Source organism: Oerskovia sp. NPDC057915, from assembly GCF_042887685.1.
In the GTDB taxonomy this organism is placed as follows: Bacteria; Actinomycetota; Actinomycetes; order Actinomycetales; family Cellulomonadaceae; genus Oerskovia.
The window spans coordinates 12,862-28,126 of sequence record NZ_JBHVOS010000025.1; the positions used below are offsets into that span (position 1 = coordinate 12,862).

Annotated in this window: 15 protein-coding genes; 13 read left to right on the forward strand and 2 right to left on the reverse strand. The window is 73.7% G+C overall.

The window, feature by feature from the left end; translation table 11 throughout:
* The first annotated feature begins 53 nt into the window (after window positions 1-53).
* From ACFVQ3_RS15810 to rsmD, 3 genes are all read left to right on the forward strand, one after another.
* The gene (locus ACFVQ3_RS15810; protein WP_387640934.1) at window positions 54-1,799 is read left to right on the forward strand and encodes a DAK2 domain-containing protein; all 1,746 of its coding nucleotides are present in this window, start codon (window positions 54-56) and stop codon (window positions 1,797-1,799) included.
* Entirely contained in the window at window positions 1,796-4,189 is a 2,394-nt protein-coding gene (locus tag ACFVQ3_RS15815) for an ATP-dependent DNA helicase RecG (RefSeq protein WP_387640937.1), read from the forward strand. The genes ACFVQ3_RS15810 and ACFVQ3_RS15815 overlap by 4 nt, the downstream gene beginning before the upstream one ends.
* Before the next feature lie 210 nt (window positions 4,190-4,399).
* On the forward strand, window positions 4,400-4,984 hold the full coding sequence (rsmD, locus tag ACFVQ3_RS15820; RefSeq protein WP_387640940.1) for a 16S rRNA (guanine(966)-N(2))-methyltransferase RsmD: 585 nt from the start codon (window positions 4,400-4,402) through the stop codon (window positions 4,982-4,984).
* 139 nt (window positions 4,985-5,123) lie between these two features.
* On the opposite strand, the gene ACFVQ3_RS15825 is transcribed toward rsmD, so the two are convergent.
* Window positions 5,124-6,011, reverse strand: coding sequence for a hypothetical protein (locus tag ACFVQ3_RS15825; RefSeq protein WP_387640943.1), 888 nt, complete (start codon window positions 6,009-6,011; stop codon window positions 5,124-5,126).
* Between the two features lie 184 nt (window positions 6,012-6,195).
* Here ACFVQ3_RS15825 and coaD point away from each other — a divergent pair, with 184 nt between their 5' ends.
* From coaD to mutM, 6 genes are all read left to right on the forward strand, one after another.
* Window positions 6,196-6,753: a pantetheine-phosphate adenylyltransferase gene (gene coaD / locus ACFVQ3_RS15830; protein WP_387640946.1), complete on the forward strand. Its 558-nt coding sequence runs from the start codon at window positions 6,196-6,198 to the stop codon at window positions 6,751-6,753.
* Entirely contained in the window at window positions 6,750-7,274 is a 525-nt protein-coding gene (locus tag ACFVQ3_RS15835; protein ID WP_387640949.1) for a hypothetical protein, read from the forward strand. Before coaD ends, ACFVQ3_RS15835 begins: the two co-directional genes overlap by 4 nt.
* Window positions 7,275-7,458: 184 nt before the next feature.
* Window positions 7,459-8,046, forward strand: a complete 588-nt coding sequence (locus ACFVQ3_RS15840; RefSeq protein ID WP_056648462.1) for a DUF177 domain-containing protein — start codon at window positions 7,459-7,461, stop codon at window positions 8,044-8,046.
* Window positions 8,047-8,048: 2 nt separating this feature from the next.
* Window positions 8,049-8,243: a 50S ribosomal protein L32 gene (gene rpmF, locus ACFVQ3_RS15845; RefSeq protein ID WP_030150858.1), complete on the forward strand. Its 195-nt coding sequence runs from the start codon at window positions 8,049-8,051 to the stop codon at window positions 8,241-8,243.
* Window positions 8,244-8,248: 5 nt separating this feature from the next.
* Complete coding sequence (gene rnc, locus ACFVQ3_RS15850) at window positions 8,249-9,013, forward strand: ribonuclease III (protein WP_387640951.1); 765 nt, start codon at window positions 8,249-8,251, stop codon at window positions 9,011-9,013.
* Window positions 9,006-9,989, forward strand: a complete 984-nt coding sequence (gene mutM, locus ACFVQ3_RS15855) for a bifunctional DNA-formamidopyrimidine glycosylase/DNA-(apurinic or apyrimidinic site) lyase (protein ID WP_387640954.1) — start codon at window positions 9,006-9,008, stop codon at window positions 9,987-9,989. Before rnc ends, mutM begins: the two co-directional genes overlap by 8 nt.
* Before the next feature lie 19 nt (window positions 9,990-10,008).
* On the opposite strand, the gene ACFVQ3_RS15860 is transcribed toward mutM, so the two are convergent.
* Window positions 10,009-11,049 (reverse strand): NAD(P)-dependent oxidoreductase, encoded by a 1,041-nt coding sequence (locus ACFVQ3_RS15860; protein ID WP_387640957.1) that lies wholly within the window; start codon window positions 11,047-11,049, stop codon window positions 10,009-10,011.
* 282 nt (window positions 11,050-11,331) lie between these two features.
* On the opposite strand from ACFVQ3_RS15860, the gene ACFVQ3_RS15865 reads away from it, so the two are divergent.
* The 4 genes from ACFVQ3_RS15865 (at window position 11,332) to ACFVQ3_RS15880 (ending at window position 15,259) form a co-directional block, all read left to right on the forward strand.
* Complete coding sequence (locus ACFVQ3_RS15865; RefSeq protein ID WP_387640960.1) at window positions 11,332-12,885, forward strand: APC family permease; 1,554 nt, start codon at window positions 11,332-11,334, stop codon at window positions 12,883-12,885.
* Between the two features lies 1 nt (window position 12,886).
* Window positions 12,887-13,387: a hypothetical protein gene (locus tag ACFVQ3_RS15870; protein WP_387640963.1), complete on the forward strand. Its 501-nt coding sequence runs from the start codon at window positions 12,887-12,889 to the stop codon at window positions 13,385-13,387.
* Entirely contained in the window at window positions 13,384-14,772 is a 1,389-nt protein-coding gene (locus tag ACFVQ3_RS15875) for a dipeptidase (RefSeq protein ID WP_387640966.1), read from the forward strand. The genes ACFVQ3_RS15870 and ACFVQ3_RS15875 overlap by 4 nt, the downstream gene beginning before the upstream one ends.
* 82 nt (window positions 14,773-14,854) lie before the next feature.
* The gene (locus ACFVQ3_RS15880; protein ID WP_387640968.1) at window positions 14,855-15,259 is read left to right on the forward strand and encodes a DUF4259 domain-containing protein; all 405 of its coding nucleotides are present in this window, start codon (window positions 14,855-14,857) and stop codon (window positions 15,257-15,259) included.
* The last annotated feature ends 6 nt before the right edge of the window (window positions 15,260-15,265 follow it).

Sequence of the window (15,265 nt, forward strand, 5' to 3'; positions counted from 1 at the left end):
GCGGGGGTTCGGCACCCCCGTGCGCCCGACCCCGACGAAGGAGCCCCACGAGCGTGACGGACGGCACGGAGCACATCGAGCCCGCGGTGGTGCGGGCGTGGGTGGCGGAGACGGTCCGGACGCTCGGCGAGGCCAGGGCGCGCATCGACCGCGCGAACGTGTTCCCCGTGGCCGACGCCGACACGGGCACCAACCTCTTCCTGACCGTCACCGAGGGAGCGCGCGCCGTGAGCGAGGTGCCCGACGGCGCGCCCGTCGACACCGTGCTGCTCGCCTTCGCGCGGGGCGCCCTGATCGGGGCCCGCGGCAACTCGGGCGTGATCCTCAGCGAGTTCCTGCGCGGCTTCGCGGGCGCGACCACGGTCGCCGACGAGCCCGTGGGGTCCCTGCGGGTCGCGACCCGCCTCGAGGCGGCGGCGCGCTCGTCCTACGCGGCCGTCGCCGTCCCGGTCCCCGGCACGATCCTCACCGCGGCCGACGGGGCCGCCGTCGCGGCCCGCGCCGCGGCGGACGCCGGAGCGGACCTGGGCGGCGTCGTGCTCGCGGCGCGCACAGGAGCGCGCGAGGCCATGCTGCGCAGCCCCCGGGAGCTCGCCGTCCTGTCCCGTGCGGGGGTGCTCGACGCCGGAGCGTTCGGGCTCGTGCTCGTCCTCGGCGCGCTGTGCCGGGCGCTGGGGGCCGACGACGGTGCAGGCGGCGACCCTGCCGACGACGGCATCGGCCCGGACCGTCCTGTGTCGGTGGCCGACGGCAGCATGGCCTCCATGACGAGCGGGGCCGGCAGCGGCGACGTGATCGATGTCACGTCAGGAGGAGGTCCCGCGGCGGGTGCTGCCCCCGCGGCGAGCGCAGTCGCGCAGGGGAGCGACGTCGTCGGGCCGGCATCCGGTGGGGTGCCCGCCGAGCACACGCCCGTCGGGATAGACGGCGAGTTCGAGGTCATGCTCGTGGTCGACGGCACCGACGGCACAGGCACCCCGGTCCCCACGACGCCGCTCGCCGACGCGCTGCGCGCAGCCCTCGCGCAGGTCGGCGACTCGGTCGTCGTCGTGGGGGAGGGCGTCTGGCAGGCCCACGTGCACACCGACGACCCCGCGCGCGCCGTGCAGGCCGCCCGCACCGCGGCCGGCGACGCCCGGCTGCGCCAGGTGTGCGTCCGGCACCTCGCGACGCAGGTCGCGGCACGTGGGCTGCACGGGCACACGGCCCCGACTCCCGAGGAGGTCCCCGAGCACGGCGTCGTCGCGATCACCTCGGCCCCCGGCCTCGTGCCGGACCTGGCCCGCAGCGGTGCCGTCGTCCTCCTCGTGACCGACCGTGCGCCGACCCCGGGCGAGGTGCTGCGCGTGGCCGTGGACGCCGGAGCGCGCCGCGTCGCCGTCCTGCCCGGGAGCCAGGCCGCGGCCGACGTGGCCCGCGAGGCAGGCCGTCTGGTCGGACCGGGCACGGGCGACCTGCGGGGCATCGAGGTGCTCGACGCCCCCACCGACCTGCACGTCGTGGCCGCGCTCGCGGCAGCGACCCTGGGCTCGGCCGACGACGTCGTCTCCCTCATGCGGGAGACCCTCGACGACGTCCGGGCCGTCCAGGTCCCCGCGGACGGAGCGCTCGTGCGGCCCGCGCTCGAAGGCCTCCTCCGGGACGACGACGAGGTGCTGACCGTCCTGCCCGGGCGCCGGGTCGACCCTGTCGTGATCGACGTCGTCGCGGGCATCGCCCGCCAGCGCGTCCCGGGCATCGAGGTCGTCGTCCTCGGCTCCGGGCGCGACCACGCCGACCTGGAGCTGGGAGCAGAATGAGCAGCGACCCTCGTGCCACCGCCCCCGGGGCGGACGCGGACCACCTGACCGGCACCCGCCGCCTCGCGGGCGACCTGGTGACCGGACCCGTCGACCGCTTCGCCGAACCCCTCGCCACGGTGCTCGGGCCGCGCTCGGCGGGCGCCCTCGCCAAGCTGGGCCTCGAGACCACGGGCGACCTGCTGGGGCACTACCCGCGCAGGTACGGCGACCCGGGCAGGCTCACCGACCTCGGTGGACTGGTGCTGGGTGAGCACGTCACGATAATGGCCAGGGTCGTCCAGGCGACCGTGCGCGCCATGCGCTCGCGCGGCGGCGCCATGCTCCAGGCCGAGGTGACCGACGGCGTCCACCGGCTCTCGCTGACGTTCTTCGCCAAGGGCACCGGTGCGCTGCGCACGCACGAGAGCCGGCTCCAGCCCGGCCGCACGGGCCTGTTCACGGGCGTGGTGAGCGCCTACCGGGGGTCCCGCCAGCTCACGCACCCGGACTACCTCATCATCGGCGTCGACGCCGATGATGAGGAGGCCGCCCTCATCGAGGCGCGCCGCCCCATCCCGCTCTACCCGGCGAGCGCCTCGATCCCGAGCTGGCGCATCCAGAAGGCCGTCCGGCAGGTCCTCGACCCGCTGACCGAGGACGAGGTGCCCGACCCTCTGCCGCCCGCCGTGCGCGAGGCCCGGGGCTTCGGGTCCCGGCACGCGGCGCTCAAGGACGTCCACGAGCCCTTCGACACGCGCCAGTGGCAGCACGGCCGGGACCGGCTGCGCTACGAGGAGGCATTCGTCCTCCAGGCCGCGCTCGCCCAACGGCGCGCGCGGGCAGAGGCCGAGGAGGCGACGGCGCGGCCGCTGCGCGCACCGGGCGAGCCCAGCGCGCTCGCGGACTTCGACGCGTCGCTGCCGTTCACGCTCACGGCGGGCCAGCGCGAGATCGGCGAGGAGATCTCGGGCGAGCTCGCGCGCTCGCGGCCCATGCAGCGCCTGCTCCAGGGCGAGGTCGGCTCGGGGAAGACCGTCGTCGCGCTGCGCGCGATGCTCCAGGTGGTCGACGCCGGAGGGCAGGCCGCGCTGCTGGCCCCCACCGAGGTGCTCGCCTCGCAGCACGCCCGCACCCTGCGGACCCTGCTGGGACCGCTCGCGGAGGAGGGCATGCTGGGCGGCGCCGACCACGGCACGCGCGTCGCGCTCCTCACCGGGTCGATGGGGGCCGCCGCCAAGAAGGGCGCGCTGCTCGACGCCGCGAGCGGCCGGGCCGGGATCGTCGTCGGGACCCATGCGCTGCTGAGCGAGAACGTGCAGTTCGCGGACCTCGGGCTCGTCGTCGTCGACGAGCAGCACCGGTTCGGCGTCGAGCAGCGCGACGCGCTGCGCGCCAAGGCCCGCACCAGCCCCCACCTGCTCGTCATGACCGCGACACCCATCCCGCGCACGGTCGCCATGACGGTGTTCGGCGACCTCGAGACGTCGTCCCTCACCGAGATCCCGGCAGGCCGCGCGGGCATCACGACGCACGTCGTCCCCGCGGACAACGAGGCCTGGATGCACCGGACGTGGCAGCGGGTGCGCGAGGAGGTCGACGCCGGGCACCGCGCCTACGTGGTGTGCGCGCGGATCCACCCCGACGAGCCAGCGGCGGACCCGGGCGTCGACGGCGCGGGCGCACCTGCGGGCGCAGGCGCCGCCTCGAGGAGGAAGACCCGGACCGACGACTTCGACGAGGTGCCCGACTTCCTCGACCTCGACGGACAGGGCGGCGCCGGGTCGGACCGTCCGCCGCTGCGCGCCGTGCTCGAGGTCGCCGAGGAGCTCGCGAGCGTGCCGGCCCTGCGGGGGCTCGCCGTCGGGATCCTGCACGGGCAGATGGCGCCCGCGGACAAGGAGAAGGTCATGGCCGACTTCGCGTCCGGGGCCGTCCAGGTGCTGGTCTCCACGACCGTGGTCGAGGTCGGCGTGGACGTCCCCGACGCCACCGTCATGGTCGTGTTCGACGCCGACCGGTTCGGCCTCTCGCAGCTGCACCAGCTCCGCGGTCGCGTGGGCCGTGGGTCCGCACCGGGGCTGTGCCTGCTGGTCTCGACCGTCGAGCCCGGGACGCCCGCAGCCGTGCGCGTCGAGACCATGGCCGAGACGACCGACGGGTTCCGGCTCGCGACCGTGGACCTCGAGCTCCGCAGCGAGGGCGACGTGCTGGGCGCGGCCCAGTCCGGCAGGGCGAGCTCGCTGCGGTTGCTGCGCGTCGTCAAGGACGTCGCGGTGATCGAGCAGGCGCGCGCCGACGCCGCCGAGGTCGTCGCGGCCGACCCCGACCTCGAGCAGCATCCCGAGCTGCGGGCCGCGATCGCCAGCCAGCTCGACCCCGAACGCGAGGAGTTCCTGGAACGCGCGTGACGGTCCTGCTGGCCGAGGGTGACGGTTCCACCCGCCGAGGGTGACGTGCCGGGCCGCCGAGGGTGACGGTTCCACCCGCCGAGGGTGACGGTTCCACCCGCCGAGGGTGACGGTTCCACCCGCCGAGGGTGACGTACTGGGCCGCCGAGGGTGCCACCGTCGACGCCGGGGGACGCACAGGGCGACGGGAGCGCGAACTAGGCTGTCCGCATGACGAGGATCGTGGCCGGGACGGTCGGCGGACGCAGCCTGCAGGTACCCCCCAAGGGGACGCGTCCCACCAGCGACCGGGTACGTGAGGCGATCTTCTCGCGGCTCGAGCACTACGGGGTCCTCGACGGCGCCTACGTCCTCGACCTGTACGCGGGGTCCGGCGCGCTGGGCCTCGAGGCCGCCTCGCGCGGTGCGCAGAAGGTCGTGCTCGTCGACGCCGCCCGCGTCGCGGCCGAGGTCTGCCGGGCCAACGTGAAGACCCTCGGCCTGACGAACGTGCAGGTCGTCCAGGACAAGGCCGAGCGGTTCGTCCAGTCGCCCCCGTCGACCACGTGGGACGTCGTCTTCATCGACCCGCCCTACGACGTGTCGGAGGCCGTGGTCGCCGAGCTCCTGCGCCAGCTCGCGGCAACGTCGGCGCTGGTCGAGGACGCGGTCGTCGTGGTCGAGCGGTCGACGCGCAGCCCCGAGCAGACCTGGCCGACCGGGTGGGAGCTGCTCGCCCGCAAGGACTACGGCGAGACCGCGGTGTACTACGCGGGCCCCGCGACGGCCGAGGAGCCGCAGGCCGACGCCTCCTGACCTGGGGCCGCCTGGCACCGCTCACGGCACCAGACGGGTGCTTCGGTCCGAGACGGGTCTCCCGCCACGGTCCGAACCACCCGCCACGGTCCGCAGCACCCGTCTCGGTCCGAGCCACCCGTCTCGCGGACGGACGGGCTCAGCCCGCAGCGGGCGCCCGCAGCGAGGACCCGTCGAGCAGCCCGACGGGCACCCGGTCCAGCTCGTCGACCCCGAGCAGCGCGACCCTGTCGCCCGACAAGGCGTCGAGCAGGGCGCGGGTCGGGGCGTCGTCGGCCAGGGACCCCTCGCTGCCCTCGAAGTACTCCCGCAGGAACGTGCGCAGCGGCGCGGCAGGGACGCTCGTCGCCTCCGGGGCCTCGGTCGCGAGGGTCATGAGCAGCAGGGCCGGGACCCGCTCGGCCCCGGGCTCGTTGCCCGGCTGGAAGTACGGCACCGCGAGCACGCGTCCGCCGTGGCGGGCGTAGAACCGCAGCCGTGCCTCGGGGTCGCCGTGCGCCTCGCTCGCGGCATGGAAGCGCGGGTGCTCGACCTCTCCGAGCACCATGACCGGACGCAGGTTCGTCAGCCACGCGGAGACCGCTGCCCCGAGCAGCGCGGCGCCGATGCCACCTCCGCGGCGTCCCGGGGCGATCGCCAGGTACTGCACCAGCAGGACGCGTGCCTCGGCCGACCAGGACCCGACGACGCCCGCCACCACGCGGCCGGTCGGCTCCGAGCCGGTCGCGCCCGGCACGGTGCTCACCCCGTCGGGCCCGCCAGGCCCGGCGCCCACCCCGTCAGACCCGGTGCCCGCCCCGCCCGGCCCCGAGCCCACCGCGGCCGGAGCGGCTGGGGGAGCGGCGCCGTCGGGCACCTCGACGACGCCCAACGACTCCAGGTGACCTGCCGCGTGGTCGGCGAGGAACGAGTCGAGCGAGACGAGCTCGGCAGGCGGGAACGACGGGCTGAGCACGTCCCGGTAGAGCTGCGTGAGCTGCTCGACGGAGCGCAGGGGGACGACGACAGGGCTGGACGCGGGAGGCATGGCCCCATCCTGCCGCGCCCGTGGCTCCCGCGCAGGACGGTCGAGCGGGGCCCGGTCGGGCCGTCGTCCCGGCCAGGCACCGGCCCGGCGCCGGCCCGACACCGGCCCGGCATCGGCCCCCCGCAGGTTGCCCGAGCGCCCTGACCTGCCCGGATTCCCGGCGGGCGTGTACTACCGTGGCGAGGTGACCATCGCCGTCTGCCCGGGGTCGTTCGACCCCCTCACCCTCGGCCACCTCGACATCGTCCGCCGAGCGCGGTCGCTGTTCGACGAGGTGGTCCTGGGGGTCGCCCGCAACTCCTCCAAGTCCGCTCTGCTGAGCGCCGAGCAGCGTGTCGAGATCGCTCGCGCGGCGCTCGCCGTGAGCCCGGGTCTCGAGGACGTCCGTGTCGAGATCGTGCCCGGTCTCCTCGTGGACTTCTGCCGCGACGTCGGCGCGGTGGCCGTCGTCAAGGGGCTGCGGGGCGGTGCGGACTTCGACGCCGAGCTGCCCATGGCCCTCATGAACCGCCACCTCGTGGGCGTCGAGACGGTGTTCGTCCCGGGCGACCCCGCCCTCGCCCACATCGCGTCCTCGCTCGTGAAGGACGTGGCCCGCTTCGGCGGTCCGGTCGACGACCTGGTGCCCGCGGGCGTCGGCGACCTCGTGCGCCAGGCGCTCGCGGACCGCGCCGCCCGTGCGGCCCGTGCCGACGGACCGGCGCAGCAGGGCACCCCCACCACGGAAGGAACAGGCCGATGAACGACCACCCTCTCGGGCAGACCGAGGACGAGGCGCAGACCGAGGCCGGTCTCCACGTGATCCTCGACGACCTGGCTCTCCTCGTCGAGAACGCGCGGGCGATGCCCATGTCGTCCTCGGTCCTCGTGCACAAGGCCGACGCCCTGGCCCTCGTCGACGAGATGCGCCAGGCGCTGCCCGAGCAGCTCGCGCACGCGGACGAGGTCCTGGCCGAGGCCGACGCCGTCCTGGCGGACGCGAACAGGCAGGCCGAGGACATCCTCAACACGGCGCGCGCCCGGGCGATCGAGCTCGTCCAGAAGGAGCAGGTCGCGGTCCAGGCCGAGTCCCGCGCCCGGGCGATCGTCGAGGAGGCCGAGCGGACCGCCGCGGAGCTGCGCGTCGACGCAGACGACTACTGCGACCGTCGCCTCGCGGAGTTCGAGGTGGACCTCGGCAAGATCATGGCGCAGGTGCACGCGGGGCGCGCCAAGCTCGCGCAGCGGATCGGGGACTACCAGGGGCAGGCGGACGGCGTCTGACCGGCCGGAACCCGGGCAGCTCGCGAGGTTCGACGGCAGTTCCGTGATGCCGTAAGATAGTCCGTTGGTCCTGCCTGTCATCGGCTGGGACCGAGGACGCTCGTCCATCCCCCGAGTTCTCGCGGGACGGACGTGTGCGCTGTGACCTTGAACACTGGTGGCCCGCTGGGGTCGCCGAAACCCTGTGGAGGAACCCATCACTCTCGACTCGCGCTCGCCTCTTGTGCTCGACACGTACGAGCTCGGTCGGCGTCCCGGATCGATGCGTGAGGTGACTCGCTCGGTCAAGGCCCCGGCCGACCTCGGAACCGTCGTGATCGGCATCCCTGAAGGCACCGACCTCGAGCTGGACGTCCGGCTCGAGTCGGTGATGGACGGTGTGCTGGTGACGGGGACTGCTCAGGCCCAGGCGGTCGGGGAATGCGTGCGGTGCTTGGAACCGGTGACGGCTGACGTCGTCGCGGACATCCAGGAGCTGTTCGTGTATCCCGAGCGTGCGAAGGCCGCGGCAGAGTCCGGTGACGACGAGGACGAGGTGTACGAGCTCGAGGGCGACCTGATCGATCTCGAGCCCGCGCTTCGGGATTCCGTCGTCACTGCACTACCATTCAGACCGTTGTGTCAGCCCGATTGCCAGGGCCTGTGCTCCGAGTGCGGAGCACGTCTGGCAGAGGATCCTGATCACTCGCACGACATTGTCGATCCCCGGTGGTCGGCACTACAGAGCATGCTCGAGGATCCGAGCGTGTCCGACGAGACGAAAGAGAGCTAGCCGTGGCTGTTCCGAAGCGCAAGATGTCGCGCAGCAACACCCGTGCGCGTCGTTCGCAGTGGAAGACCACCGCCGCGAACCTCACGACCTGCCCGCAGTGCAAGGGCGACAAGCTGTCGCACGCTGCGTGCCCGACCTGCGGCACCTACAAGAGCCGTCAGTACGTCGAGGCGCTGCGCACCGAGCACGCAGGCTGAATAGCGTGACGCCGGACGCCCCCGCGGCCGCCGGTCTTCTCGAGAGGCTCGGGATCCACCTGGATCCCGAGCTTCTCGTGCTTGCACTGACGCACCGTTCCTTCGCGCACGAGCACGGCGGGATCCCGACCAACGAGCGCCTCGAGTTCCTCGGCGACGCGGTCCTGGGCCTGGTCGTGACCGAGGCGCTGTACCGCCGCCACCCCGACCTCCCCGAGGGCGAGCTCGCCAAGATGCGCGCCGCCACCGTCTCGCAGAAGTCCCTCGCCGCGATCGCGCGCACCCTGGGGCTCGGCGGGTACATCCTGCTCGGCAAGGGCGAGGTGCGCACGCGCGGCAACGACAAGGACTCGATCCTGTCGGACACCGTCGAGGCCCTCATCGGTGCGACCTACCTCAGCCACGGTCTCGAGGTCGCCCGCGACCTGGTGCACCGTCTCGTGGACCCGACGCTCGCCGTCGCCGCGGACCTGGGTGCGGGACTTGACTGGAAGACCTCGCTCCAGGAGGCGGCCGCCGCACGGAACCTCGGCGCCCCCGCGTACGCGAGCCAGGGCGACGGGCCCGACCACGCACGCACGTTCACGTCCGAGGTCTCGCTCGACGGCGTCGTCTACGGGACCGGCAACGGTTCGGCCAAGAAGTACGCCGAGCAGGACGCCGCCGAGATGGCCTACCGGGCGATCGTCGAGCTGCCGCTGCCCGCTGCGGCCGCGCCGGCCGCCTCTCCGGGCGAGCCGGCCGACGGGGCGCACGGGACCGTTGCCTGAGCTCCCCGAGGTCGAGACCGTCCGCGACGGCCTCGCCCGTCACGTCACGGGCCGGGTCGTCACGGGCGTCGAGGTCCTGCGCGACTACTCGGTCCGCCGTCACGAGGGCGGCCCCGAGAGCTTCCGCGGCCAGCTCGTCGGCCAGCAGGTGGGCGCCGCGGTCCGCCGCGGCAAGTACCTGTGGCTCCTGCTGTCGCAGCCACCTGCCGCCGTCCCGGGTCGCAGCCCCCTGCCCGACGGCGCAGCGCCCGCAGGCGCGCACGTCACCGCGCTCATGGCGCACCTGGGCATGAGCGGCCAGCTCCTGGTCCGCTCGGGCGCCGCCGCGGTCGACAAGGTGCCGCACCTGCGCGTCCGGCTCGAGCTGTCCGCGCTCGCCGGCGAGCCCGGGACGCCGCGGACCCTCGACTTCGTGGACCAGCGCACGTTCGGGCACCTGTCGGTCACGGACCTCGCACCCACCCCCGACGGCGGCCCCGGTGGCTGGGGCTCGGACCTCACGGAGATCCCCGAGCCTGCCGCCCACATCGCCCGCGACCTGCTCGACCCCGCGCTGCGGCGCGACGACCTCGCGAAGGCGGTCCGTCGTCGTCGGACGGGCATCAAGCGAGCCCTGCTCGACCAGCGCCTCGTGTCCGGCGTGGGCAACATCTACGCCGACGAGGCGCTGTGGCGCGCCGGCCTCCACTACGCGCGCCCCACCGACACCCTGCGCCTGGCCGAGGCGCACCGCGTGCTCGACGCCGCCGAGGAGGTCATGCGAGAAGCCCTCGCCCAGGGCGGTACCAGCTTCGACGAGCTGTACGTCAACGTCAACGGCCAGTCCGGGTACTTCTCGCGCTCGCTCGCGGTGTACGGCCGCGAGGGCGAGGAGTGCACGCGCTGCGGGGCGCTCGTGCGGCGCGACGAGTTCATGAACCGGTCGTCGTACACGTGCCCCGTCTGCCAGAAGGTGCCGCGGAACGCTCGCTGGTAGGCGCCCGTGCGGCGGGCGCTCAGCCGCGCGGGACCACGTTGCGCAGCGGACGACCCGCGCGCAGGTTCGCCAGGTTCTCCCGGACCAACGCCGACGCTCCCTGCGGGCGCCCGCCCGCGACGTGCGGCGTGACGATCGTGCGCGGGGCGTCCCAGAGCGGGGAGCCGGGCGGGAGCGGCTCGGTCTCCGTCACGTCCAGGGCTGCTCCTCCCAGCCGGCCCTCGCGCAGCGCGGCGACCAGGGCGCCCTCGTCGACCGTGGCACCCCGGCCCACGTTGACGAACACCGCGTGGTCCGGGAGCGCGTCGATGAGTGCGGCGTCGAACGCGTGGCGGGTGGCCGGGACGGCAGGCAGCAGCGAGACCAGGACGTCGGTCGTCGCCAGGACGCGTGGCAGGTCCTCGTCGGTCACGACGGGGAAGCCGTGCCGTTCGCCCGCCGAGCTCGCGACTCCCGTGACGTGCGCCCCCAGCGCCGCGTAGAGAGGTGCGAGCGCGGCCGCGATCGACCCGAAGCCCCAGATCGTGACGCGCGCGCCGTGCAGCGTGAAGCGCCCGCCCGTCGCCGGGTCGGCCTGCTCGTCGACCATCGCGGAGTCCCAGCGGCGCTCGCGCTGAGCGGCCCCCAGGCGGTCCAGACGACGGACCGCGGCCAGCGTGAGGGCGAGGGCGTGCTCGGCCACGGGACCGTCGTGCAGCGACCGGCCGTTCGTCACGACCACCTCGGGCGCGAAGCCCGCCGCGAGGATCGCGTCCGGACCGGCGGCGAGCGTCTGCACCCAGCGGAGCCGGGGGAGGTGGGCTGCGGCGTCGGCGAGGTTCTCGGGCGAGTTGGCCCACGCGACGAGGACCTCGGCGTCGCGGTGCTCCGCGGGCAGGGGAGCGGCGGCGTCGTACCCGACGACCTCGACCGGAGCCTCCCGGTCGTCCCGGCCCGGTGAGGCGTCGCCGGTCGAGCCGTCGTCCGTCGAGACGTCGCCCGGTGAGGTGTCCCGGTCCGCCGGGGCCGTGGGGCCCGGGGTGAGGTCGAGGGCGATCGTGCCGGGGACGAGGATCTTCACGCGTGGCTCCAGACGAGGGGGACGGTGCGACGGCCGACGAGGTGCCGCCGGGCGGCCGCCGAGCGGACTGCCGGTGCAGTCCCGACGCGCGCCCGACGCGGCCGACACGCCGACGCTACCAGCGCCGACGGGCCTGCCTGCCGGGCCGAGCGACGGCCAACGGGGCTTCTCACGTTCCGGGAGCGCAAACCGGCGCCTGGCGATATGTTCGCAACGTCTGGCACGTCCCAGAAGCTCACGGCGACCCGCCCGTCCAGGGGGTCTTGGCGGCACGGAGGAACGATGACCTCATCCACAGCGGAGTCGGGCGAGGCGGGGGCGACCTCGGCGGCAGCGACGGGAACCCGCGGGGCACCGCCGACGCGTGAGGAGATGCGCGCGGCGATCACGGCCAGGACTCCCAAGAACTACATCACCTGGCTCATGCTCGCGTTCATGATCACGTCGTCGGTCGCGAGCCTGCGTGCCGCGCCGACCATGGCGGTCTACGGGCTGGCGGCGGTGTTCCTGTACATCGTCCCCGCGCTCGTGTTCCTGCTGCCGACGTCGCTCGTCTCGGCCGAGCTCGCGTCCGGCTGGTCCGGCGGCGTGTACCGCTGGGTCGCGGACGGCATCTCGAAGCCCGCGGGCTTCCTCGCGATCTGGTGCCAGTTCGCGATGACGATCTTCTACTACCCGAGCCTGCTCGGGTACGTGGCGAGCACCTTCGCGTACGTCATCAACCCGTCGCTCGCGAGCAACGGGGTCTACGTCGCGATCGTCATCGTGGTGCTGTTCTGGACCGGGGTCTGGGTGTCGTCGCAGGGCACCAAGGCCGTGGCGGGACTGTCGAGCTTCGGGCTCATCATCGGGACGCTCGTGCCGGGTGCGCTGCTCGTCGTCCTCGGGCTCGTGTTCCTCGGGCAGGGCAACACCTCGGCCGCCCCCATGGACGCCTCGCACCTGCTGCCGCAGTGGACGGGCATCGCGTCCCTCGTGCTCATCGTCAACAACTTCCTGTCGTACGCGGGCATGGAGATGAACGCGGTGCACGTGACGAGCCTGCGCAAGCCGGCGAAGGAGTTCCCGCGCTCGATGTTCCTCGCGATCGGCCTGGTGCTGGTGATCTTCATCCTCCCGGCGCTCGCGATCAGCTGGGTCATCCCGGCCGACCAGCTCAGCCTCACGGCGGGCGTCATGCAGGCCTTCGACGCGTTCTTCGCGAACTTCGGCGTGAGCTGGTTGACGCCGATCCTGGGTCTCATGCTCATCGCGGCGTCGCTCGGCGGCATGCTGACGTGGCTCGCCGGCCCCTCGAAGGGTCTGCTGACGGTCGCGCGTGAGGAGGGCTACCTGCCGCCCTTCCTGCAGAAGCTGAACAAGCACGGCGTCCAGCAGAACATCCTGGTCTCGCAGGGCCTCGTGACCACCGTGATCGCCCTGCTGTACGCGTTCATCCCGGACGTGTCGAGCTCGTACTGGATCCTGTCGGTCATCACGACGCAGGTGTACCTGATCATGTACCTGCTGCTGTTCGTCGCGGCGGTCCGGCTGCGACGGAACAAGCCCGACCACCCGCGCGGGTACCGTGCACCGGCGCTCACGCTGCTGTGCACCGTCGGCTTCCTGGCCTCGGTCGCAGCGATGATCATCGGCTTCGTGCCGCCCGCACAGTTCTCGAGCGGCAGCCCCGGGGTCTACCTGCTGATCGTGGGCGGCGGTCTCGGGGTCGTCGGGATCCTGGTGCCCGCGCTCTTCTACTTCCTGCGCAAGCCGGGGTGGAAGAACCCGGACAACGTCGGAGGGCCGGAGGAACCGCTCGTCGACGCCCCCGCCGACGGACCGAAGGAGGCGTGACATGACCACGACGTCCACTGCCGAGGGCCCCGACGGTCTGCCGCAGCACGAGGACGAGCCGGGCGACCCGCGCCGGTGGATCCTCTACACCGCGGCAGCGCTGCTCGCGGTCGCGGTGGGTGTCCTCATGGCGGTCCTGTACAACAACTACCACGCCGCGCAGGACCGCGAGCTCGCCGAGCAGCGGGCCTCCGAGCTGCACGCCAAGTTCGAGGCGATCGGCATCACGGCGTTCGACGAGGACCAGATCGTCGCGGTGCTGGGTGCCGACGGCGGCGGGTTCTGCACCGACCCGGCGGCGCTGGTCAAGGCGACCGCGAACCTCGGGTCGACGAACGGGGCCACCGGTCCGGGCAGCAGGCCGTCGCTCGTCGACGAGCGACGGCTCCAGGGGGACCGCTTCGTGATCGAGGTCTACTGCCCCGAGCAGCTCGACGACTTCGACGCCTACGTCGACTCCCTCAACCTCGACGAGAACACGACCACCCAGGAGGACTCGTGACCAGCACACCGGCAGATCTCGCCCCCGTCCAGGCTCAGGTGGCGTCGCTGCTGCCGCGGGCGCTCGACGACCTGCGGACCCTCGTCGCGATCCCGTCGGTCGCCGACGAGCGGCTGTTCCCGAAGGAGGAGTGCGAGCGCGCGGCCCGCTGGGTCGCCGACGCGTTCCGGGCCGAGGGCATCGACGACGCGCACCTCGAGGAGACCCCTGACGGGTCGAACGTGGTCCTGGGGTACCGCCCCGGCCCTCCCGGGGCACCGACGGTCCTGCTCTACTCGCACTACGACGTGCAGCCGCCGCTCGACGACGCCGCGTGGCGCACGCCCCCGTTCGAGCTGACGGAGCGGGACGGGCGCCTCTACGGTCGGGGCTCCGCGGACTGCAAGGGAAACATCGTCACGCACCTCACGGCCCTGCGGGCCCTGCGGGCGCTCGGCGGCGACGACTACCCGGTCGGCGTCCGCATCGTCATCGAGGGCTCCGAGGAGCAGGGCACCGCGGGCCTCGACCAGTACGTCGAGGCCCACCCGGGCGAGCTCTCCGCGGACGCGATCCTCGTCGCGGACACGGGCAACGCGACGCTGGGCCTGCCGACGCTCACCGTGTCGCTGCGTGGTGCGGCCAACGTGGTCGTGACCGTCGAGGCGCTCGAGGGGGAGATCCACTCGGGCATGTTCGGGGGAGCGGCGCCCGACGCGCTCGCGGCCCTCGTCCACATCCTGTCGTCGTTGCGCGACGACCAAGGCAACACCACGATCGACGGCGTCCCGCCCGAGATCGCCGACGCGACCTGGCCCGGCGTCGACTACGACCCCGACCAGTTCCGCAGCGACGCCGGCATGCTCGACGGCACGCGCCTCCTCGGGTCGGGACGGGTCTCCGACCAGCTCTGGGCGCGTCCGGCCGTGACGATCCTGGGCATCGACGCGCCGGACGTCGTCGGCTCGGCCGCCGCGATCCAGCCGCGCGCGGCCGCCCGCCTCAACCTGCGCATCCCGCCCGGTGCGGACGCGCGCGACCTCCAGGACAGGCTCGTGGCCCACCTGGAGAACCACGCGCCCTGGGGGGTCAGGGTCACGACGGTGCGCGACGCCGTCGGGCAGCCGTTCCAGGCGCGCACCGACGGCCCCGTCTTCGACACGCTCTCGCGAGCCCTGGCGGACGCGTTCGGCAAGGAGACCGTGACGGCCGGCCAGGGTGGGTCGATCCCGCTGTGCAACGTGCTCGCGTCCGGGTACCCCGACGCGCAGATCGTGCTGCTCGGCGTCGAGGAGCCCGCGTGCCTCATCCACGCACCCAACGAGTCGGTCGCGCCCAGCGAGATCGAGCAGCTCGCGGTGGGCGAGGCCCTGTTCCTGTCCAGGCTGGGTGCGTCCCCGGTCTGAGCCGCGCCGCGCGGTCCGTGTCGGCGGGCGGACGTAGGGTCGTCCCGACGGGCGAAGCCGCCCGCGGACAGGGAGGCGGAGCATGGGGACGTGGGGCTCAGGACCGTTCGAGAACGACGGGGCGGGCGACCTGCTGTCGGCGCTGCGCGCGGGGAGCTTCGGGATCGAGGACTTCAGCGGGTACCTCGACGAGGACTACCTCGAGGTCGACGACGCGCAGGCCGCGATCGCGATCGCTGAGGTGATCGCCGTGGCGCGCGGGCTCAGGCCCGCGGACGCGCACCTCGAGGGGGTCGACGCCGTCGCGTTCGCCGCGTCGTTGACCGACCAGCAGCGAGCCTGGGTCCTCACGACCCTGGAGCGTGCGGTCGAGGGCAGCGACACGTCCGAGCTCCACGAGCTCTGGGCCGAGAACGGGCCCGAGGGCCTCGCGGAGTGGCGGGACCCGGTCGTGAGCCGCCTGGCGAGCCTGCGGCCGCCGGGCTGAGCCGTC

Coding starts and splice junctions, on each gene's coding strand:
- ACFVQ3_RS15865 (WP_387640960.1), top strand. CDS start 11,332: ATGACCTCATCCACAGCGGAGTCGGGCGAGGCGGGGGCGACCTCGGCG.
- ACFVQ3_RS15825 (WP_387640943.1), bottom strand. CDS start 6,011: ATGCCTCCCGCGTCCAGCCCTGTCGTCGTCCCCCTGCGCTCCGTCGAG.
- ACFVQ3_RS15835 (WP_387640949.1), top strand. CDS start 6,750: ATGAACGACCACCCTCTCGGGCAGACCGAGGACGAGGCGCAGACCGAG.
- ACFVQ3_RS15880 (WP_387640968.1), top strand. CDS start 14,855: ATGGGGACGTGGGGCTCAGGACCGTTCGAGAACGACGGGGCGGGCGAC.
- rsmD (WP_387640940.1), top strand. CDS start 4,400: ATGACGAGGATCGTGGCCGGGACGGTCGGCGGACGCAGCCTGCAGGTA.
- ACFVQ3_RS15870 (WP_387640963.1), top strand. CDS start 12,887: ATGACCACGACGTCCACTGCCGAGGGCCCCGACGGTCTGCCGCAGCAC.
- ACFVQ3_RS15815 (WP_387640937.1), top strand. CDS start 1,796: ATGAGCAGCGACCCTCGTGCCACCGCCCCCGGGGCGGACGCGGACCAC.